General features: G+C 35.0%; 16 protein-coding genes. 15 read left to right on the top strand and 1 reads right to left on the bottom strand.

The genetic code is table 11. The annotated features are described in order from the left end of the window. The first annotated feature begins 1 nt into the window (after window position 1). The 7 genes from CHB72_RS03070 (at window position 2) to CHB72_RS03040 (ending at window position 9,962) form a co-directional block, all read left to right on the top strand. The gene (locus CHB72_RS03070; RefSeq protein ID WP_089281404.1) at window positions 2–1,528 is read left to right on the top strand and encodes a sensor histidine kinase; all 1,527 of its coding nucleotides are present in this window, start codon (window positions 2–4) and stop codon (window positions 1,526–1,528) included. After that, window positions 1,506–3,110 carry a response regulator transcription factor gene (locus tag CHB72_RS03065; RefSeq protein ID WP_089281403.1) on the top strand — a complete coding sequence of 535 codons (1,605 nt, stop codon included), beginning with the start codon at window positions 1,506–1,508 and terminating at the stop codon, window positions 3,108–3,110. Before CHB72_RS03070 ends, CHB72_RS03065 begins: the two co-directional genes overlap by 23 nt. After that, window positions 3,110–4,189 carry a sugar ABC transporter substrate-binding protein gene (locus CHB72_RS03060; protein ID WP_089281402.1) on the top strand — a complete coding sequence of 360 codons (1,080 nt, stop codon included), beginning with the start codon at window positions 3,110–3,112 and terminating at the stop codon, window positions 4,187–4,189. The genes CHB72_RS03065 and CHB72_RS03060 overlap by 1 nt, the downstream gene beginning before the upstream one ends. Window positions 4,190–4,535: 346 nt before the next feature. Beyond that, window positions 4,536–5,597 (top strand): sugar ABC transporter substrate-binding protein, encoded by a 1,062-nt coding sequence (locus CHB72_RS03055; RefSeq protein WP_089281401.1) that lies wholly within the window; start codon window positions 4,536–4,538, stop codon window positions 5,595–5,597. 79 nt (window positions 5,598–5,676) lie between these two features. Continuing rightward, on the top strand, window positions 5,677–7,209 hold the full coding sequence (locus tag CHB72_RS03050) for a xylose ABC transporter ATP-binding protein (RefSeq protein ID WP_089281400.1): 1,533 nt from the start codon (window positions 5,677–5,679) through the stop codon (window positions 7,207–7,209). A gap of 26 nt (window positions 7,210–7,235) precedes the next feature. Beyond that, window positions 7,236–8,441, top strand: coding sequence for a sugar ABC transporter permease (locus CHB72_RS03045; protein ID WP_089281399.1), 1,206 nt, complete (start codon window positions 7,236–7,238; stop codon window positions 8,439–8,441). A gap of 258 nt (window positions 8,442–8,699) precedes the next feature. Next, the gene (locus tag CHB72_RS03040; RefSeq protein ID WP_089281398.1) at window positions 8,700–9,962 is read left to right on the top strand and encodes a competence/damage-inducible protein A; all 1,263 of its coding nucleotides are present in this window, start codon (window positions 8,700–8,702) and stop codon (window positions 9,960–9,962) included. Between the two features lie 150 nt (window positions 9,963–10,112). Here CHB72_RS03040 and CHB72_RS03035 read toward each other — a convergent pair whose 3' ends face one another. Further along, window positions 10,113–11,135, bottom strand: a complete 1,023-nt coding sequence (locus CHB72_RS03035) for a LacI family DNA-binding transcriptional regulator (protein ID WP_089281397.1) — start codon at window positions 11,133–11,135, stop codon at window positions 10,113–10,115. An 812-nt stretch (window positions 11,136–11,947) separates the two neighbouring features. Between CHB72_RS03035 and iolG (CHB72_RS03030) the strand changes: the two genes are divergently transcribed. The 8 genes from iolG (CHB72_RS03030) (at window position 11,948) to CHB72_RS02995 (ending at window position 21,594) form a co-directional block, all read left to right on the top strand. Further along, window positions 11,948–12,961 carry an inositol 2-dehydrogenase gene (iolG, locus tag CHB72_RS03030; RefSeq protein ID WP_089281396.1) on the top strand — a complete coding sequence of 338 codons (1,014 nt, stop codon included), beginning with the start codon at window positions 11,948–11,950 and terminating at the stop codon, window positions 12,959–12,961. A gap of 116 nt (window positions 12,962–13,077) precedes the next feature. Then, on the top strand, window positions 13,078–14,037 hold the full coding sequence (locus CHB72_RS03025) for a sugar ABC transporter substrate-binding protein (protein WP_207652479.1): 960 nt from the start codon (window positions 13,078–13,080) through the stop codon (window positions 14,035–14,037). Window positions 14,038–14,137: 100 nt separating this feature from the next. Then, window positions 14,138–15,643, top strand: a complete 1,506-nt coding sequence (locus CHB72_RS03020; RefSeq protein ID WP_089281395.1) for a sugar ABC transporter ATP-binding protein — start codon at window positions 14,138–14,140, stop codon at window positions 15,641–15,643. A gap of 32 nt (window positions 15,644–15,675) precedes the next feature. Then, window positions 15,676–16,692, top strand: a complete 1,017-nt coding sequence (locus tag CHB72_RS03015; RefSeq protein ID WP_242975015.1) for an ABC transporter permease — start codon at window positions 15,676–15,678, stop codon at window positions 16,690–16,692. A 264-nt stretch (window positions 16,693–16,956) separates the two neighbouring features. Then, window positions 16,957–17,985 carry an inositol 2-dehydrogenase gene (iolG, locus tag CHB72_RS03010; protein ID WP_089281394.1) on the top strand — a complete coding sequence of 343 codons (1,029 nt, stop codon included), beginning with the start codon at window positions 16,957–16,959 and terminating at the stop codon, window positions 17,983–17,985. A gap of 230 nt (window positions 17,986–18,215) precedes the next feature. Continuing rightward, the gene (gene iolC, locus CHB72_RS03005) at window positions 18,216–19,226 is read left to right on the top strand and encodes a 5-dehydro-2-deoxygluconokinase (RefSeq protein ID WP_089281393.1); all 1,011 of its coding nucleotides are present in this window, start codon (window positions 18,216–18,218) and stop codon (window positions 19,224–19,226) included. A 146-nt stretch (window positions 19,227–19,372) separates the two neighbouring features. Further along, the gene (locus CHB72_RS03000) at window positions 19,373–20,752 is read left to right on the top strand and encodes an aldehyde dehydrogenase family protein (RefSeq protein ID WP_089281392.1); all 1,380 of its coding nucleotides are present in this window, start codon (window positions 19,373–19,375) and stop codon (window positions 20,750–20,752) included. 14 nt (window positions 20,753–20,766) lie between these two features. Then, complete coding sequence (locus CHB72_RS02995) at window positions 20,767–21,594, top strand: class II fructose-bisphosphate aldolase (RefSeq protein WP_089281391.1); 828 nt, start codon at window positions 20,767–20,769, stop codon at window positions 21,592–21,594. Window positions 21,595–21,618 lie beyond the last annotated feature (24 nt).

Below are 21,618 nucleotides of genomic sequence, written 5' to 3'. Positions count from 1 at the left end.
CATGGATAAAAGTATTTTTAAATTTACAGGGATTAGAAAGAAGTTGATTATTTACTATCTAATTACAACCTTATTGTTGGGGATTACAAGCGTTTTTTCCTATTATAACGCAAGGATTGTACTAACGGGACTTAAAATAATCATTAGTGATTATGTCTACCTTAATGATTTAAACAATGACGTTCACTTATTGATGACAGAAGTTGAAAAATATCTAACAACGAAATCCTCCGATGCATTATTAAACTACTATACAACATATAATAATCTGGAGAAAAAAGCTGATGCAATTGATAGAAAGGCTGAATATGACATAGATCATCTCATGTTAAAGGATATTGGATACATGATAGACAATCTACTTATTGAAACGGATCATGCAGTAAATGCAAAAAGAGGAAGAATTAGTAGTCAGTATATAGCCCATTTTACAAGGTCTAATGAAATCAGAGAGCATATAAAGTTCTATATTAACAATTTATTGAATCAAAAGCTTCAAATGGGATCTGATAAATATGACAGTATCACCAAGAACATGACTTTTATTAGCTATGTAAATGTTTTCATTATTGTAGCTTCTGTACTATTAAATATTTTTCTTGCCATCTTTTTTACCTATCGATTGACAAAACCTATTATTGAACTATCCCACTCTGCTGAGAAAATAGCAGAAGGTGATTTTGATATAGAGCCTGTAAACATTGAAACCAATGACGAGGTCCATGTACTTGCGAAGGCTTTTGACAAGATGGTAGTAAATATCAGAAGTTATATAGATGAGATTAAGAAGCAAGCAAAGGTTGAAACGAAATTGAAGGAGCAGGAAATGGAAAATCTTAAAATGAAGAGTTTATTGAAGGATGCAGAATTAAAGTCTCTTCAATCCCAGATACAACCCCACTTTCTTTTTAATACTTTAAATGCCGCTGCTCAATTAGCAATGATGGAGGGTGCTGATCAGTCATCAGAATTTATTGAAAGAATTGCAAATCTTTTTCGTTATAATTTAAGAAAAATAGATGAACCAGTAACGCTGCAGGAAGAAATAAATTATGTAAAGAACTATATGTATATCTTAAAGATACGATTTGGCGATAAAATTGATTTTATAACAGATATTGATAGTGAATTGTTAGAGAAAAAAGTTCCTTGTACCATTATCCAACCTATTGTTGAGAACGCATTTATACATGGGTTGGAAAATTTGGAGAGGAAGGGGAGGATACACTTAAATATAAGAGCTGTTGCTGAAAAAATCTTAATAGAAGTAATAGATAATGGCATCGGTATGGAGGAAGAACAGGTATTAGCTTTAATTTCTAAGGACATTGATACTGCAAGTATTAGCAAACATGCTACTGGTATTGGTGTATATAATGTAATTGACAGATTAAGAATATTTTATAATATTGACAATATAAGTGAAATCATTGAAATTGATAGTAAAATAGAACATGGTACAAAGGTTATATTAAAATTACCCTACGATAGGGAGGTGCTTTTGGATGATCAAACTGTTAATTGCTGACGACGAGCATATTGTAATAGAATCTCTGAAATTTATTATTGAAAAAAGTCTCGATGGGGTAGAGATTGTAGCAACAGCTAGATCAGGAAGAGAAGCAATAGAAAAGACATTAAATCTAAAACCAGATGTTGTACTTATGGATATTCATATGCCAGGAATTAATGGCATGGATGCTATTCGACATATTAAATCTACTCATCCAGATGTTCTATTTATTATTATTACTGCTTATGAGTATTTTCAATATGCAAAGGATGCTGTAAATTTAGGGGTTTTTGAATACCTTTTAAAGCCAGTAAACAGACAAAAAGTGATTAAAACCATTCAAGATGCTAAAGAAGTTATTTATAACAGAAGAGAAACAATTCAAAGAGAAATGATACTTAGGGAAAAAATTGATAAAATTATCCCGCATATGGAGGGGCAATTTATTTACTCTCAATTATTAAATAGCGGTATTATAAAAGATATTAATTTTTATGAAGAAATTTTTGCAACAAAACTGGAAAAGGGCTATGTTATGATGGCGATTGTTAAAGAAATAGAAAGCTTAGGGAAGGAAGAGAATTTAAAAAATAGTCTCCTAAAGCAGAAATTTTATAATTTTTTTCAATTAGAGCTAAAAAATTTAACTCGATGTCTTATTGGACCTCCGTTGCTAGATAGAATAACTGCCTATATTCCTATAGTAGAAGATATGGATGACTACGAAGTAAGAAATCAAGCTATCGATTATGGGAAAAAAATAATGATGAAAATCAATAAATTAATGAAAATAGATTATACAATAGGCATCGGTAAGAGCTATGACATCCAGCATTTTTCTCAATCCGTCAACGAAGCATATATAGCTACATCTCTTTCGGAGGAGAATGACGTCATTCATTTTGAAGATATCCACTTTTCTTCTAATACAACTGCTGACTATCCTGCTGGTAAAGATAAAATGTTGCTTCATAAGATACTAACAGGAGAATTGAAGGAAGTATTAGAAATCTTTGAAGAAATATTTTGGTGGATGTCTACCTATTATAAGGAGGATATAGATCAAATAAAATCAAAGCTGATAGAGCTCGTCATACTGATACAAAAAACAATCCCTTCTTCTGTTGAAGGAAATTACAAGTTAGAGGATGGATATTTAATACAAATTTTAAAAATAAAAAATATAGAAGAATTAAAAATTAGTTATCTAAATTATTTAAAAACAATCGTAGTTAATTTAGAGACTTCAAAGGAAAAGGAAATAAAAGGTCTAATTACAAAAGCTATAAAATATATTGATAAGAACTTTAATCAAAATATCAGTCTAAACGATGTAGCTAAGGAAATGAATATGAGCTATCATTATTTCAGCAAATTTTTCAAAGACTCTACTGGTGAAAATTTCGTGGATTATTTAACGAATTTGAGAATTGAAAAATCTAAAGATATTTTGAAGGATGCTACAGTGAATGTGAAGGAAGTATGCTTTGAAGTAGGATATAGTGACCCTAACTACTTTAGCAAAATATTTAAAAAGATAACAGGGATGACACCAACAGAATATAGAGCAAATGGGTTATCACAAGAGGTGATGTAATGCAATTAAAAGGAAAAGTAAAATATCTTACGGTTGCGGTCTTATCTATGATTCTTGTTGTTTTAGTTTTTCGAACAATAGATTTATTAAAAACCTCTCGTACTAAGAGTAACAACCAAAAAGTTACACACCAGAAGGAAGAAACTATAAAAATCGGGTTTTCCTTAGGAACCTTGAAGGAGGAACGCTGGTTAAAGGATCGAGATATTCTTATGGCAAAAGTAAAGGAGCTGGGGGCAGATATCATGGTATTAAATGCTAATAATGATGATCAGGATCAAATAGAACAAGTAAAATACCTTCTTGACCAGGATATAGATGTCCTAATTCTTGTTCCAAATGATCTTAGAAGAGCGTCTACAGCAGTTGAACTTGCCAAGAGACAAGGGGTTAAAGTAATATCCTATGACCGATTGGTGTTAAATTCTAATGTAGATCTATATATATCTTTTGATAATGAAAAAGTAGGAGAACTAATGGGGCAGTATATATTAAGCAAAATGCCTAGTGGAAACATTCTGGTTGTCAATGGGGCCACTAGTGATAATAACACAAAGCACATTAAAGAAGGCTATGATAAGATTTTAGGCCAGAAGATAGAGGATGGCAGCATTCGTGTTGTTGCAGAGGAATGGGCATCAAACTGGATGAAGGAGCATGCCTTTAAAGTAACCGATGAAGTTTTACAGTTAGGAAAGCAGATAGACGGCGTTATAGCAGGAAATGATGGTTTAGCAGATGGTATTATTGAAGCGCTAGCACAGTATAGACTGGCAGGCCAAACGATTGTTGTAGGACAGGACGCTGACCTAGCTGCTTGTCAAAGAATCGTAGAAGGTACACAGCTGATGACGGTGTATAAACCTATAGAAAAGCTGGCGGAGGCAGCTGCGCGGATGGCCATTCAACTAGCAAAGGGTGATGAACTAACTAACATAAAAAATACCATCAATGATGGGGCCTATGATGTTCCTTATTATGTATTGGAACCTATTGCAGTAGATAAAAACAACATGGAGGCTACCGTAATCAGGGATGGATTTCATAGGATAGATGAAGTGTATAGGAATTTGCCGTAAAAAGTTATTAAAAATAGTTCAATGACGATGTCGTTACTGGACTATTTTTTTTTGCCTTAAAATATTGCTAGAAAAAACATTAAAAATGCGAAGTAAGCAAAATAGTAAAGTATAACCTAAAATCCTACAGAGGCAAAACTGTATGAAAAGAAGAATGAATCAATAAAGTTTTAATAGGAAATAGAATAATTACAAAATAAATTTTAAAAAAGAGATTTGAGGCAAACGATTTCTAGGAATATAAACGAAGTTTTAATTTACATCTATTTAGAGCGCAAATGAAGCTTTAAATAAATGCAATTAAAATAATAAACATGTTATAAAAAAATTAAGGGGGACAAATGTTATGAAGAAAACTAGAATGTTAGCATTACTTTTAGTGGCTGTATTGATGATTACCTTATTTACAGCCTGCAGCAAGCCTGCTGAGCCTACAACAGAGCCATCAGGTGAAGAAGAAGTAGCAGCTCCAGTTGAAGAAAAAATTCGGGTAGGTTTATCACTTCCAACACAAAGAGAGGAAAGATGGGTAAGAGATAAGGAAAAGATGGAAGCAGTAGCTGCAGAAATGGGTGTTGAACTTCTTGTTAGAGTTTCAGATGCGAATCTACAAGAACAAATTAATCAAGTTGAGTCTTTATTAACTCAAGGAATTGATGTATTAATCTTAGCTCCACATGATGCTTCAGCGGTTGCATCCTTAGTTGAAAAAGCTAAACAAGAAGGTGTGCCAGTAATATCCTATGACCGTTTAATTACAAATTCTGATAAAGTAGACATCTATTTATCCTTTGACAACGTAAAAGTTGGAGAATTACAGGGTAAATACATTACAGAGCAGGTAGGAGAAGGAAATTATATCATTATGTCTGGTGCTCCAACTGATAATAACGCTACATTGTTCAAGCAAGGGGCTATGAAGTATATTCAACCATTAATCGATGCTGGAAAGATTAAGGTAATCGCTGAACAGGCAGTAGAAAACTGGGTACCAGAAAATGCATTAAAAATCGTAGAAGCAGCTTTAGCAGCAAACAATAATGAGGTAGATGCTATATTAGCACCTAATGATGGTACTGCTGGAGCAGCTATCCAAGCTTTAGCAGCACAAGACTTAGCAGGCCAAGTTCCTATTACAGGACAAGATGCTGAGAAAACAGCAGCTAAGAGAATTGTCGAAGGAACACAGTCTATGACAATTTTCAAGGATACAAGAGACCTAGGGGAAGCTGCAATTGGAATTGCTGTTAAGTTAGCTAAAGGCGAAAATGTTGCTACAAATGGAGAAGTAGACAATGGTGTATTTGACGTTCCTTCTGTATTGTTAGAACCACATGTTGTAACTGCTGACAATATACAAGAATTATTAGTAGGAAGTGGATATATAACAGAAGCAGATCTACAGTAGCAAGTAACTTTGTTTATTACCTTGAAGGAGGAATAGCTTAATCGTTATTCCTCCTTCTTTAAGAAAGGTGGATAGCCCTATGAGTGAATACGTTTTGGAAATGAAAAATATTATAAAGGAATTCCCTGGTGTTAAGGCACTTGATCATGTAAATTTTAAAGTAAAAAAAGGAGAGATTCATGCACTAGTAGGGGAAAATGGAGCAGGAAAGTCTACTTTAATGAAGGTTTTAAGTGGTGTATATCCTCACGGTACCTATGAAGGAAAAATTCTTATTAATGATGTTGAACAAAGATTTAGCAATACAAAGGATAGTGAAGCAGCAGGAGTAGGAATTATATACCAGGAACTGACCCTAGTGAAGCAAATGAATATATGTGAAAATATTTATTTAGGCGGTGAATTTAATCGTTTCGGTATAATTGACTGGAACAAGGCAATGGCAGAAACCCAAACAATCTTAAAAGAAGTAGGTCTATCAGCAACCCCTGATACAAAAATTGTTAACTTGGGTATAGGAAAACAGCAGATGGTAGAAATAGCTAAAGCATTATCAAAGAATGTAAATATTTTAATACTAGACGAACCTACCGCTGCATTAAATGAAGATGACAGTGAAAATTTATTAAATATTATTAAGAAGTTAAAAGAAGAAGGAATAAGCTGTATTTACATTTCTCATAAACTGAAGGAAATTAAAGCTATAGCCGATACAATAACAATTTTAAGAGATGGTCAGACGATTGAAACCTTTGTAAATGATGAGAAAGTTAATCAAAACCGAATTATAACTGGTATGGTAGGCAGAGAAATCACTCAATTATTTCCAAGAAAGGAACATACCCCAGGAGAAATCGTTCTAGAAGTAAAGGATTGGACTGTATATAACCCTGAGCTTCCTGATAAAAAAGCAATTGATCATGTTAGTTTTCAAGCAAGAAAAGGAGAAATCTTAGGGATTGCTGGATTAATGGGCTCTGGAAGAACAGAATTAATGATGAGTATCTTTGGTGCATATGGGATCAATAAAACCGGAGAGACATATATAGATGGAAAAAAGGTAGAAATTAAAGATCCAAGAGACGCTATAGAAAAGGGATTATGCTATCTCTCGGAGGATAGAAAAAAAACCGGGTTAGTGCTAATGATGGATATCAAAGAAAATATTACTCTTGCTAGCCTAAATAAAATAGCAAGCATTTCTGGAATAAATGAAAATGAAGAAATCAAGGCAGCTAACTATTATGTAGATGCCTTAAAAATAAAAACACCTTCTATTGAACAAAAAACAATGAATTTAAGCGGAGGAAACCAACAAAAGGTTGTTATAGCTAAATGGTTAATGGCAGCCCCAAAGGTGTTGATATTAGATGAACCAACCAGAGGGATAGATGTTGGAGCCAAGTATGAAATATATAACATTATGAATGATTTGGTAGAGCAGGGGGTAAGTATCATTATGATTTCTTCAGAATTACCAGAAATTCTAGGCATGAGTGACAGAATACTGGTTATGCATGAGGGAAAACTGACTGGAGAGTTAGATTGGAAAGAATCAAGTCAGGAGGATGTTATGTATTATGCAACAGGTGGAGGTTTAACAACATCTTGATGATGTATTAGAGGAGGTTAAAATTCATGATAAGTAAATCGAAAAGCAATCAAAGTGCGATAGATATCATTAAGCTATCCCTTAGAAATAATATAAGACAATATACCATGTTTATTGCCCTTATCAGTATTATGATTATTTTTTCATTATTAAGTGATGTTTTCTTGACTCCAAGAAATCTATCGACCTTGTTTTTACAAACAGCTCACATTGCAATATTGGCTTGTGGCGTTGTATTAGTCATTGTAGCAGGACATATCGACCTATCGATTGGTGCTGTTGTAGGCTTATTAGGCGCCATCGTAGCGATATTGCCTGCCCGTTATGGTATAGGCATTGTTCCTGCTATGCTAATTACTCTTGTCATAGGGGCTTTGATAGGACTGTGGCAAGGCTATTGGGTAGCCTATCGAAATGTGCCTGCCTTTATCGTTACATTAGCAGGAATGATGATCTTTAATGGATTGCTGCTGGGGGTAACTAAAGGAGAAACTGTTGCTACCAGTAGTGTTTTTAACAAACTAGGACAAGGATACATGCCAACCTTATTTTTTGAAAGTACACCTAGAGATATGATTCCCCATGACACAACGGTAATTATATGGATATTAGTGATTGTAGCATATATATGCTTAGAGTTTAGAAGAAGAAAAGAAAGAATAAAATATGGGTTTGATATACTGCCAAAGTCGTTGTTTCTATTAAAGACATTTTTAGTAATTTTACTAATATCAGCAGTTTTTTCAGTGATGGCCTTCTATCTAGGCATTCCTTACTCTATTCTTATTTTAATGGCAATAGGTAGTTTGTATACCTTTATTACAACTAAGACCACCTTTGGTCGACATGTTTATGCTATTGGTGGAAATAAAGAAGCGGCTAAACTATCAGGTATTGATATCAGAAAACGAACTCTTTGGATTTTTATCTCCTCTGGCATTCTAGCAGCCATTGGAGGCATTATCTACACCGCTAGGGTCGGATCAGCAGCAGCTTCAGCTGGACAGAGTATGGAGTTGGATGTAATTGCTGCGGCTATCATTGGAGGCACCAGTACATTAGGAGGAGAAGGCACGATTGTAGGTGCCATTATAGGAGCTCTAGTCATGTCTACCTTGAATAATGGGATGTTGCTCCTAGACGTAGGAACAACTCAAAGACTGATTGTTAGGGGTTTGGTATTACTAGTAGCAGTATGGATTGATATTACTTCCCGAAAGAAAAATGCATAGGGAAGAGCATATTTATACAAGATCTAAAATTAATTCAATAGATATGGTTTTATCCTTTTATAATTTCCTCCCCCTAAAAACAGCATGACTGTCAAAATAGACAATCATGCTGTTTCTCTGTTTTTGTAATAATGGTAAAGAATAATAATATAATCATTACAATAGAAAATTGGAACTTGTTTCAAATAAAAAACAAGACTATACTTAAAGATATCAATAAGTAAGACGAAGTACTAAACTAGATAAAGAGGTGGAAGAATGAAAGCAGAAATTATAGCAGTAGGTACAGAAATTCTTTTAGGAGATATTATCAATACGAATGCACAATATATTGCAAAGCGATTAGCGGATATTGGAATTTTTGTATATCATCAAACAGTAGTAGGAGACAATCCAGAAAGAATTAAAGAAGTGTATGAAATAGCCTTTAATAGAGCAGATCTTGTGATTACAACGGGAGGACTTGGGCCAACAAAGGATGACTTAACAAAGGAAATTGCAGCAGAATATTTTAATAAAGAATTAATATTAGACGAAACTTCTCTTCAGAGTATTGAAGAATTTTTTTCCTTTAGAAAACAGCCAATGAGTGAAGGAAATAAAAAGCAAGCATACTTTCCAAAAGGAGGGATCATTTTAAAAAACATGCATGGTACGGCTCCAGGATGTATCATCAAGGAAGATGCTAAAATGTGCATCCTTTTACCAGGTCCCCCTAGAGAGATGATCCCCATGCTAGAGGAGGAAGCGATTCCTTATTTAAGCCAATACCAGAAAAGCACATTGCACTCTAAAGTATTACGTATTTGTGGCATGGGAGAAAGCTATATGGAGGAAATGATTAAGGATATCATCCAACAGCAAAGTAACCCGACAATTGCACCCTATGCAAAGGAGGGAGAAGTCACTTTAAGAATTACAGCTAAGGCAAAGACTAAAGCGGAAGCTGAAGATCTAATACATCCAGTAGAAATGGAGATTCGAAGCAGGTTAGGAGAGTATATTTATGGAGAAGGAGATACTAATCTGGAGGAAGTAGTAGGGAAACTATTAATAGACCATCAGTTAACCATAGGGACAGCAGAATCCTGTACTGGAGGGCTTTTAGCAGGAAAACTAGTGAATTGTCCAGGAATTTCTTCTGTTTTTATGGAAGGAGTGATTACCTATAGCAATGCCTCAAAGATGCGACGCTTAGGCGTAAAACCTGAAACTTTGGATCAATACGGTGCCGTCAGTAAAGAAACAGCTGGAGAAATGGCTAAGGGAGTTGCTGAGTTAGGAAATACAGATATTGGCATAGGCATCACTGGCATAGCAGGGCCTGAGGGAGGAACAAAGGAAAAACCTGTGGGGCTAATGTATATAGGAATGTATATAAAAAATGAGCTTCATACAAAAGAACTGTTTTTTAAAGGAGACAGACAAAAACTAAGGAATTTTGCAGTAGTCCAGACCTTATGCTGGTTAAGACGATTATTAATAGAGAAAGAACTAGATAAAGTAAATTCCCTCAGTTAAAGCTTGAATATTGGGGATTCTAGTTTATCTGAATATAGATAAGTTGTACTACCTACTCATATGACTAGATCATCGAAATTTTAATTTGGTGGTAGATCGGTAGCTGTTTCATCTAAGAGAGGTGTCTTAACAAAAGATAAAGGCGATTAATTATTGATTAGTCGCCTTTGCTACAGATTTGCTATTCAACGTAGTTTTTCTTACAATTAACTCAGGTTCTAGAATGATTTTTTGCATAAATTTTGCTGTTTTATTATTAATTTGATTAATTAAAGCTTCGGTAGCATATTTTCCTATTTCATATTTCGGTTGTGAAATAGTTGTTAGTTGTATTTGAGGAAAGGCAGCATATTGAATATTATCAAATCCGACAATACCAAATTCATCTGGAACAGACAAACCTAATTCCCCTACAAACTGCAATACGCCAAGGGCATTAAAGTCATTAACAGCAAAGGCTGCATCGGGTGGATTTTCTAACCCCATAAGTTTTGTCATATTAGCATAACCAGTTTTGAAGTTGTAGTCTCCATAAACAATAAGAGATTTATCAATTTTGTAATTGGATTGCTTAAAGGCATGTATATATCCCTCTAATCTTTCTATGGTTGAGTAAGAATCTTCTATACCACCTAAAAAGGCAATCCTTTTATATCCAGCTTCAATTAAGTGCTTTGTGGCTAGATAGCCACCTTTGAAGTTATCAATTTCGATATAACTATGTTTGCTTTCTCTAGGCATCTTGTTTAATAGAACCATAGGAATATTGCTATTAGAATAGCTACAGGGTCTGTCACAAGCTGGCTTAATGATAATTCCATCGACTCTTTTTTCCAATAAGGCTTTCAAATAGGAGCTTTCTTTATCCACATCCCAACTAGTATTACATAAGAATACATTGTAACCTAACTTGCTGGCTGTATCCTCAACACCTCTGGCAATTTCAGGGAAAAAAGGGTTGACAATATCAGGGATAACAAGGCCAATGGTGTTGGTATGTTTCATTACTAGTCCTCTAGCAAGGCCATTAGGTTGATAGCCCATCTTTTCAGCTTCTGCTAAAATTATTTCTCTAGTTTTCTTGCTGATGCCGGGCTTGCTATTTAAGGCTCTTGATACAGTGGCATATGAAAAATTTGTATTTTTAGCAATATCCTTAATAGTAACAATCATAATATAGTCTCCTTAATATAGATGATATACTCATTATGGGACAATTATAACAAACGTTTACATAAAGTTCAAATGATTTTTTGCAAACTGTGGAAGCAAAAGACCTTTTAGGGGTGATACCCTTGTAGAAATCAATAAATTATATCTGAAAATATTGTGAGAGAACACTTTGTTCAATATTTATTGTATTTTGACATTAATTTACCAAAGAGGCGGTAAAATGAAAAAAATAGCAAAATTCTACAGAGGGAAGGAAGCTCACCAAGTGTTTAATACAACTTAATAACAGCAGTATTATAGAATAAAATGTTGGAATAATAACATTGTTAAAAAAAAGATTATCGAAAGAATATTTAGAAAACAATATTGACAAGGTAACATGCCTATAGTATTATGAATTTAATGCAATATATAGCAAACGTTTTCTATAATAACGAAATGCTATAAAGAATATTATGAATCAAAATCCTAGTTCAACAAAGTTTTGTAGTTGAAGCAATGGTGACGCAAAAAAGCTAGAAACCGCTAAACAATAACTAATTCACTAGAAAACCCTATAGGATATTCTCCTGTTAGGGGGGAGTTATCGGAGGAAAAAAGAAGGGCGCTATCTATCTTTAAATTGCAAACGTTTACGAATAAAATTCAGAATAGTGCACTATATTAGAGGCTTTATTCCTATTAATCAATAAAAAATCTTCAATGATTTTATGAAATACTAAAAATACAAAATACCTTTTAATAATATAATTAAGAAATGCTAACAAAAGTATTAATTTATATATATTTCAATGAAGGTGAGGAATAATAAAATGAAAAAAGTGAAGATAGGTATTGTAGGATTGGGAAGATTAGGTATTAAGCATGCAGAAAACATTGCCTTTAAAGTACCAAATGCAGAGTTAACAGCGGTATGCAGCACTGTTGAAGAAGAGGTTCATAATGCACAGAAAAGTTGGGGAATCAAATATGGTTATACGAATTACAAGGATATGTTGGAAAACAAAGAATTAGATGCTATATTTATTGCTTCTCCATCAGGATTACACTGTGAACAAATTGAACAAGCATTAGATGCGGGTTACCATGTTTTTTCAGAGAAACCACTAGGTGTTACAGTAGAGGAATGTAAGAGAGCAGAAAAAGCAGTGGAAAGAAATGCAGATAAGATTTTTATGCTAGGCTTTATGAGACGTTTTGATCCATCCTATAGATATGCCAAGGAAAAAATTGATGAGGGAGCTATTGGAAAACCAATTATGTTTAGGGGTTACAGTGTTGATCCTGAAAGCTGTATTGAGGGCTCCATTCGTTTTGCAGCAATTAGCGGTGGACAATTTATAGATATGGCAATCCATGATATTGATTTAGCAAGATGGTTCTTAAATTCAGAAGCGAAAAGTATTTTTGCTGTTGGAGGATGCTATGCTTATCCACAATTTGCAGAGCATCATGATGGAGATACTGTAGCAGCGCTAATGCAGTTTGAAAATGATACAATGGCCTTCTTATATGCGGGTAAGTTAGCCCAACATGGATATAATGTCGAAACAGAAATTGTGGGAACAAAAGGAACCATAAGAATTGCCGCTGTACCACAAAAGAATTTAGTAGAAGTCATCGATACAAATGGTGTAAGAAAGGAATGCTCTCAAAACTTCTTAGAGAGATTTGAAGAATCCTTTGTAATAGAACTGCAGGAGTTTGTAAACTGCATTCTTGAAAACAGGAAACCAGAAATAACAGTATATGATGGAACAAAATCTACAGTGATTGCCTATGCAGCTACAGAGGCATTTAGGGAAAATAAATTAGTAAGACTTTAGTGGAAGACTATAAACTTAATTTCTTGAAAAACTGTAAGTAGCAAAGTAGACAGGAGATTAAGATTATATAATTGCAATGCATTATTTTAATCACAACAAAACAAGGGGGAAAAAAAATGAAAATGAAAAAGATCACGGCATTAGCATTGGTTTTAGTAATGACTTTAGTAGCATTTATTGGTTGTAGTTCAAGTCCAGCTGGTACAGATGGAGGATCAGGTGATGGTAAAATCAAAGTTGGTGTTTCTATAGCAAACTTTGATGATACATTCTTAATGTATATGAAAGACGGTATGGATGCTTATGCTAAATCCTTAGGTGGAGAAGTAGATGTAACTTATGTAGATGCAAAAGAAGATGCTCCAACACAACTAAACCAAGTAGAAAACTTTATTTCTCAAGGTATGGATGCTATCATCGTAGTACCAGTTAATACACAGGCTACAGAGCCTATGTCAAATTCAGCTGTAGCAGAAGGCATTCCTTTAATCTATGTAAATAGAGTACCTGATTATCTACCTGAAGGAACTACATTTGTTGGTTCTGAATCAATTGACGCTGGTATCTTCCAAATGGAATATTTAGCTGAATTATTAGGCGACGAAGGTAATGTAGTAATTATGCAAGGTAGATTGGATAATGAAGCTAGTCAAAAGAGAACAGAAGGAGTACAACAAGTAGTTGCAGAACATCCAGGAATTGAAATTACTAAAACTCAAACAGCCAACTGGTCAAGAGAAGAAGGTATGACCTTAATGGAAAACTGGTTATCTTCAGGAGATAAAATCAACGCAGTAGCAGCTAACAACGATGACATGGCTTTAGGAGCAATTATGGCGATTGAAGCGGCAGGACTACTGGGAGAAATTTTCGTAGCCGGTGTTGATGCTACTCCAGATGCGATTGCTCAGGTAGAAGCTGGAAAGTTAGATGCAACAGTATTCCAAGATGCTAATGGACAAGGTGGCGGAGCAATGGAAGCTGCTGTAAACTTAGCAAAAGGTAACGCAGTAGATCAATATATCTGGATTCCATTCCAATTAGTTACTCCAGACAACTATCAAGATTTTAAATAAGATATATTAATGAAATAATATCCATTTTAAGTATTAAAACACAAAGGATATCAATAAAAGTTGATATCCTTTGTGTAAAATAGAAAAAGGGGAAATGAAAATGGCGACAGAATATATTTTGGAAATGGAAAATATAACTAAACGATTTCCCGGTGTAGTTGCTTTAGACAACGTGCAATTGAAGGTAAGAAAAGGAACAGTTCATGCGTTGATGGGAGAAAATGGAGCAGGAAAATCTACCCTAATGAAAACCATTATTGGTATCAATCAACCAGACGAAGGAACAATTAAATTTAAGGGTGAAAAAGTAGAAATTCCTGATACCAATGCTGCTCTGAGCTTAGGTATCTCCATGATTCATCAAGAACTGAATCCAATACCTCATATGACAGTTGCAGAAAATATTTTTCTGGGAAGAGAGCCCGTTATAGGGAAATCAGGATTTGTAGACAAGAAACAAATGGTTAGAGATGCAGAGAAGCTATTTGACAGACTTGGCATTGCAATCAATCCTCGAGTAAAAATGAAGGAACTAAGTATTGCCAATACTCAAATTGTGGAGATTGCTAAAGCAATATCCTATAACTCGGACTTAATTATTATGGATGAACCTACATCCGCCATCACAGAAAAAGAAGTAGCAAATTTATTCAAAATTATCAGAGATTTGAAAAAACATGAGGTATCTATTATTTACATTACTCACAAAATGGATGAGGTTTATAAAATATGTGATGATATCACTGTTTTTAGAGATGGGCAGTATATAGGTAGTGATACTGCAGAAAATCTTGGTAAAGAAGAAATGATTAAGATGATGGTTGGGCGAGAGCTTAATCAAGTATTTCATAAAGAAGAAGCGGAAATAGGCGATGTATTATTATCAGTTAAGAATTTAACTCGTAAAGGTGAATTTGAAAATGTAAGTTTTGAGCTTAGAAGAGGAGAAATTTTAGGCTTTGCTGGTTTGATGGGAGCTGGAAGAACTGAAGTAATAGAGTGCCTATTTGGGGTTACAAAGGCAGATACAGGAGAAGTTTATGTACAAGGTAAAAAAGTAGAGATTAAATCTCCTGAGGATGCTATAAAACATAAAATGGCTTTGTTAACTGAAGATAGAAAGTTAACCGGTTGTTTCCTTGTACTATCAGTTAAAGATAATATGATTATGGCAAATATAGATAAATTTACAAATGGTTTATTTCTCAACAAGAAGAAAATTAAAAATGTTTGTTTAGAAGAAAAAGATAAGTTGAAAATCAAAACACCGCATATTAACCAATTAATTAGAAATTTAAGTGGTGGAAATCAACAAAAGGTATTGATTTCTAGGTGGTTGTTAACAGATCCAGAAGTTCTTATTCTAGATGAACCTACTAGAGGGATTGACGTAGGAGCAAAGGCAGAAATACACAAGTTGATGTCAAAATTAGCGCAGCAAGGAAAAGCAGTTATCATGATTTCCTCAGAGCTTCCTGAAGTGTTGGGTATGAGTGATAGAGTAGTAGTTATGCATGAAGGAAAAGTTACTGGAGAATTTGAAAGACAAGATGTTTCACAAGAAATGATTATGAAATTTGCAACTGGAACACATAAGGATCATTAAACCCTAAAAAACTGTGAATGGGGGAGCAGGAAATGAAAAACGAATCGGAAAAGAAGGTGGTTACTATGAGTAAAGACTATAAAGAATTAACTAAAGATATATTCAAAAAATATGGTATTGTGATTATTTTCTTAGGCATGGTGGCATTATTATCTGTGTTATCACCAGCCTTTTTACAAACAAGAAACTTGCTAAATGTTGTTAGACAAATATCCGTTATCGGTTTAGTGGCAATGGGTGTTACCATGGTTATTATTACCACAGGTATCGACTTATCTTCTGGTTCAGTAATTGCTTTATCAGCAGTTGTAGCAGCCAGTTTAGCGCAAAGACCTGATTGGGCTGCAGCAAAATTTCCAGGCTTAACTGGGTTACCAGTAATTGTGCCAATAATGGCGGGTTTGGCAGTAGGAACAATAGCAGGATGCATCAATGGAACTGTTATTGCAAAAACAAAAATTCCTCCTTTTATTGCAACGCTTGGTATGATGACAGTTGCAAGAGGGGTAGCATTACTTTATGCTGATGGAAGACCGATTAGTAGCTTGACAGAGTCCTATAACTTCATAGGACAGGGTGAAGTACTTGGCATTCCGTTTCCAATTATTTTATTAGCTATTATGGCGCTTGCTATGCACACCTTATTAAATAATACAAAATTTGGTCGATATGTTTATGCTATAGGCGGTAATGAACAAGCGGCTGTTGTATCTGGATTAAATGTTTCAAAATACAAAATATTAATTTATACTATAGCAGGGTTTTTATCAGGTATGGCAGGTATTGTATTATCAGCTAGAATTAGCTCTGGTCAGCCGGGGTTAGGTTTAGGATATGAATTAGATGCTATTGCTTCTGCAGTTATAGGCGGTACTAGTTTATCTGGAGGTATTGGTACAATACCAGGTACTATTGTAGGTGCTTTAATAATAGGTGTACTTAACAATGGGCTTGACCTATTAAACGTATCAGCTTATTGGCAACAAATTGTAAAAGGGTTAATCATTGTTGGTGCTGTTATTCTAGATGAGAGAAAAAATAGATCATAATATTACGCGGAATTTATCTCTACAAAAGCCCTTATATAATCAATAGGAAATTATAAATATCATTTGCCCCTTCTGTATGTTGTTAAGACTATTCCTTTAGGTGAACAAACTAATCATAATTTCCTATACTGTTTTCTATAAAATAAAAAAAATTTTTAAAATATATCGTAAACGTTTACGATATTTGATAAACTATTTATAAAAGAGTAATACTAACAAATAGCCAAAAGAATTTATTAATTGAAAGAAGGAGAGATGGTCGTAATGGGTCAAAAGATTAAAGTAGGGGTAATCGGTGCTGGAAGAATAGGAAAGCTGCACACTGAAAACTTAGTAGCACACTTTCCGATGGTACAAGTGAAATCAGTAGCGGATCCCTTCGCTGATAAAGTAAGGGATTGGGCGGAAGGATTAGGCATTCAAGTTTTAACTGATAATTATAAAGACATTATCAATGATGCAGAGATAGATGCAGTATTAGTATGCTCATCAACTGACACACATGCTGATATCAGCATTGAAGCTGCTAAGGCTGGAAAACATATTTTCTGTGAAAAACCGGTAGATTTAACTGTAGCAAAAATTAATGAAGCTGTTGAAGCTGTTAAAGAAGCTGGCGTAAAATTTCAAGTAGGCTTTAATAGAAGATTTGACCATAACTTCAAGAAGGTTAGAGAAGTAGTAAAAGAAGGTAAAATTGGAGAAGTGCAAATTGTTAAGATTACTTCTAGAGACCCAGAGCCACCACCAGCACAATACGTACAAGTATCAGGTGGAATATTCTTAGACATGACGATCCATGATTTTGACATGGCTAGATACTTATCAGGCAGTGAAGTAGAAGAAGTCTATGTAACTGGAGCAGTACTAGTAGATCCAGCCATTGGTGAAGCTGGGGATATCGATACAGCTATTATTTCCTTAAAGTTTGAAAATGGAGCTATTGGGGTAATAGACAATAGTAGAAAAGCAGCCTATGGCTATGATCAAAGAGTAGAGGTATTTGGTTCTAAAGGGAAAGTACTAGTTTCCAATGATACCGATACTTCAGCTATTGTTAGTACAGCTGATGGTGTATTCAGCGATAAACCTAAATACTTCTTCTTAGAAAGATATCAAGGATCTTTTATAGAAGAAATGAAGGACTTCTTTGAAGCAATTATAGAAGATAAGAAACCACCAGTGGTAGCTATTGATGGTTTAAAACCTGTATTAATTGCTTTAGCTGCTAAAAAATCATTAGTAGAAGGCAGACCAGTTACATTAAAGGAAATTGAAAAAGAAAATTTTTAATTATTAAGAGCTATATAGATATGTGATCATGAATTTTAATATACTAAGGTCTACATTTGCAGTCCTTGGCTATGATTTTGAGTCAAGGGCGAAACCGTAGACCGTGTATGTTAAAATTCAAGTATAGAGTCACATGTCTACAAAAATAGGTTAAGGTTAAGTTATATATAACTTAACCTTAACCTACACTATAAGAGATTTACAATAAAGAAAAACAAGGTGGTATTGAAATGAACAATTTGAAATTCAATCAAGAAAAACCCATAGATTTAATTGCAATCGGTAGATTGGCCATAGATTTAAACGCAAATGAAATCAACAGACCGATGGAAGAAACCATCACCTTTACAAAATATGTAGGGGGCTCCCCTGCCAACATAGCCATTGGGACTGCTGTACTAGGTCATAAGGCAGGATTCATTGGTAGAGTGGCAGATGATCAATTTGGTAGATTTATTGTTAGTTACTTGGAGGAAAAAGACATTGATACATCTAGCATCGTGATAGATCAATCAGGAGCAAAAACAGGTTTAGCCTTCACCGAAATTAAAAGTCCAACAGATTGCAGTATCCTAATGTATAGAGAGAATGCAGTAGACTTAAAGCTTGAACCAAAAGATATTAAAGAAGAATATATCAAACAGGCAAAAGCTATACTGATTTCCGGTACTGCATTAGCACAAAGCCCTTCAAGAGAAGCAGTATTCCTAGCTTTAGATTTCGCTAGAAAACATGATGTTGTAGTTTTCTTTGATATAGACTATAGACCATATACCTGGAAATCAACAGATGAAACCTCTGTTTATTATAACCTAGCAGCAGAAAAATGTGATGTCATCATCGGTACAAGAGAAGAATTTGACATGATGGAAAGTCTAACAAATCCAGGAAACGACAACGACTTTGTAACAGCAAAGAAATGGTTTGATTACAACGCAAAAATTGTAGTCATCAAACATGGTAAAGAAGGGTCTATCTCCTATACAAAAGAAGGAGAAAGCTTTAAAGGAAGAAGTTTCCCAGCAAAGGTAGTAAAAACCTTTGGTGCAGGAGATTCCTACGCTTCAGCCTTTATCTATGGCTTAATGGAGGGTTGGAATGTAGATCAAAGTATGGAATTTGGCGGCGCATCAGCCTCAATTGTTATCTCAAGACACAGCTGTTCAGATGCCATGCCAACAGCAGAAGAAGTAAAGACATATATTGAAAAATGCAAAAAAGAAGAAGGTCAATCAGTATAATCAAATTTTAATATACACGGTCTACGGTTTCGCCCTTGGCTAAAAAACGTAGCCAAGGACTGCAAATGTAGCCCTTAGTATATTAAAATTTATAAACGCATTATAATATTTCAAGTTATTTAATTCTATAAAGGAGGAAAAGAACTATGGAAGCAAAACAATATGTAGCAGGACTAATGGAAAGAGCCAGAAAGGCCCAAGAAACAATCGAAAACTACACACAAGAGCAGGTAGACCAGCTTGTAGAAGCAGTAGTATGGAATATCGTAAAAGATGGCCCAGCTCAAGAAATATCAAAGCTAGCAGTAGAAGAATCAAGAATGGGTAACTACGAAGGAAAATACAACAAACTAATGGCAAAAGCCAAAGGTGCAGTTCGAGATATGAAGGGAAAAAAATCTGTTGGCGTGATCGAAATCGATGAAGAAAAACAAATCATGAAAATAGCGAAACCAGTAGGTGTTATTGGCGCACTGATCCCTTGCACCAATCCAGAAGCAACCCCTACAGTAAAAGTAGCCCATGCCCTAAAAGGAAGAAACGCTATCATCATGTCACCCCATCCAAGAACAAAGAAAACCAACACCTTCATAGCCAAGATCATGAGAGAAACCCTAAAAAAATATGGTGCACCAGAAGATTTAGTGATCGCCATCGAAGAGCCAACCATGGACATCAGCAACGAACTAATGCAGCAATGCGACTTAATTCTAGCAACCGGAGGAGCAGCCTTAGTAAAAGCAGCCTACTCCTCCGGAACACCAGCCTATGGAGTAGGAGCTGGAAACGCAGTCATCGTAGTAGACGAAACAGCAGATTTAAAAGACGCAGCAACAAAAATCAGAATCAGTAAAACCTTTGACTTTGCCACCAGCTGCTCAGCAGAAAACTCCTTAGTGATACAAGAAAGCATCTATGACGAACTAATCAAAAACCTTCAAGCAGAAGGCGGATATTTAGCAATAGGAGAAGAAAAAGTAAAACTACAAAATGCCCTGTGGGTAGATGGACATCTAAATCCAGCAATTATTGCCCAATCAGCTCAAACTATTGCAGAAGTAGCAGGACTTCAAGTACCAGAAAACACAACATTCTTTATGGTAGAAGAAACAGGAGTAGGAGAAGAACACCCCTTCTCAGGAGAAAAACTTTCAGTAGTAACAGCCCTATTTAAATACAACGAATTTAAAGAAGCAGTAGATCGAGTAAACGAAATCACAAAATATCAAGGTATGGGCCACTCCTGCGGTATCCACTCCTTTAATGAAGACCATATCATGGAATTAGCCTTAAATACAAAAGTAAGCCGTATGAACGTACGCCAAGGCCAAGCACCAGCCAATACAGGAAACTGGTTTAATGGTATGCCCTTCACCACCAGCCTAGGCTGCGGAACATGGGGTGGCAACATCGCTTCAGAAAACATTACATGGAAACACCTAATCAATACCACCTGGGTATCAAGACCATTTGATCCAGTAGTACCAACCGATGAAGAACTATTTGGTAACGTAATGAATGACTAGGAGGCAGCCCAATTATGCTAGTAAACCTTAAAGAAACCCTAAAGGGAATAAAAGAAAAAAAATGCGCTGTCGCTGGTTTTAACGTATTTGGATATGAAGACGCTTCCGCAGTGATAAAAGCAGCAGAAGCCCTAAAAGCACCAGTGATCCTGATGACCAATAAAGTAGCAGTAGCCCATATGCCTATTGAGTACTACGGCCTACTATTCACAGCCATGGCAAAAGATGCAAAAGTACCAGTTTGCATTCATTTAGATCATGCAACAGATATAGACCTAGTAAAAAGAGCAATCGATAGCGGATTTACCTCAGTGATGTATGATGGTTCACAGCTATCCATTGAAGAAAACATAAAAAACACAAAAAAAGTCATAGCACTAGCCCATCCATTAAATGTTTCAGTAGAAGCAGAAATCGGAGCAGTTGGCTATAGCGGAGTAGAAGGCTACAAAGAAGTCTATACAGAACCAGAAGAAGCAAAGCATTTTGCAGAAGCAACAGGAGTAGATGCTCTAGCCGTTGCCATTGGAACCCTTCATAGAATGGAAACACAAGGAGCCAAAATACAGTTTGATCGATTAAAAGCTATACAAGGAGTAACAGATGTACCCCTTGTTATTCATGGATCAACAGGTATAACCGATGAAGACCTATCAAAACTAACAAACTATCATGTAGCTAAAGTTAACATAGGCACAGCCCTTAGAATGATGTTTGGCAAGACCCTAAGAGAAGAGATTTTAAACAATCCAAACGAATTTGATAGAATACCTCTTTTCAAAAAACCTATGATAAAAGTAGAAGAAGAAGCGAAAAAAAAGATGCAGCTATTAGGATTTTAGTAAATAAAAATGTAAGGGAGGACG

Source organism: Anaerovirgula multivorans (assembly GCF_900188145.1).
Classification (GTDB): Bacteria; Bacillota; Clostridia; order Peptostreptococcales; family Natronincolaceae; genus Anaerovirgula; species Anaerovirgula multivorans.
The sequence above is the reverse complement of the archived record's forward strand: the minus strand, read 5'-3'. Positions and strand labels throughout refer to the sequence as shown.

Coding starts and splice junctions, on each gene's coding strand:
- iolG (WP_089281396.1), top strand. CDS start 11,948: ATGAAAAAAGTGAAGATAGGTATTGTAGGATTGGGAAGATTAGGTATT.
- CHB72_RS03000 (WP_089281392.1), top strand. CDS start 19,373: ATGGAAGCAAAACAATATGTAGCAGGACTAATGGAAAGAGCCAGAAAG.
- CHB72_RS03045 (WP_089281399.1), top strand. CDS start 7,236: ATGATAAGTAAATCGAAAAGCAATCAAAGTGCGATAGATATCATTAAG.
- CHB72_RS03070 (WP_089281404.1), top strand. CDS start 2: ATGGATAAAAGTATTTTTAAATTTACAGGGATTAGAAAGAAGTTGATT.
- iolG (WP_089281394.1), top strand. CDS start 16,957: ATGGGTCAAAAGATTAAAGTAGGGGTAATCGGTGCTGGAAGAATAGGA.
- CHB72_RS03055 (WP_089281401.1), top strand. CDS start 4,536: ATGAAGAAAACTAGAATGTTAGCATTACTTTTAGTGGCTGTATTGATG.
- CHB72_RS03050 (WP_089281400.1), top strand. CDS start 5,677: ATGAGTGAATACGTTTTGGAAATGAAAAATATTATAAAGGAATTCCCT.
- CHB72_RS03035 (WP_089281397.1), bottom strand. CDS start 11,135: ATGATTGTTACTATTAAGGATATTGCTAAAAATACAAATTTTTCATAT.
- CHB72_RS03060 (WP_089281402.1), top strand. CDS start 3,110: ATGCAATTAAAAGGAAAAGTAAAATATCTTACGGTTGCGGTCTTATCT.
- CHB72_RS03040 (WP_089281398.1), top strand. CDS start 8,700: ATGAAAGCAGAAATTATAGCAGTAGGTACAGAAATTCTTTTAGGAGAT.
- CHB72_RS03025 (WP_207652479.1), top strand. CDS start 13,078: ATGAAAATGAAAAAGATCACGGCATTAGCATTGGTTTTAGTAATGACT.
- CHB72_RS03015 (WP_242975015.1), top strand. CDS start 15,676: ATGAAAAACGAATCGGAAAAGAAGGTGGTTACTATGAGTAAAGACTAT.
- CHB72_RS03065 (WP_089281403.1), top strand. CDS start 1,506: ATGATCAAACTGTTAATTGCTGACGACGAGCATATTGTAATAGAATCT.
- iolC (WP_089281393.1), top strand. CDS start 18,216: ATGAACAATTTGAAATTCAATCAAGAAAAACCCATAGATTTAATTGCA.
- CHB72_RS02995 (WP_089281391.1), top strand. CDS start 20,767: ATGCTAGTAAACCTTAAAGAAACCCTAAAGGGAATAAAAGAAAAAAAA.
- CHB72_RS03020 (WP_089281395.1), top strand. CDS start 14,138: ATGGCGACAGAATATATTTTGGAAATGGAAAATATAACTAAACGATTT.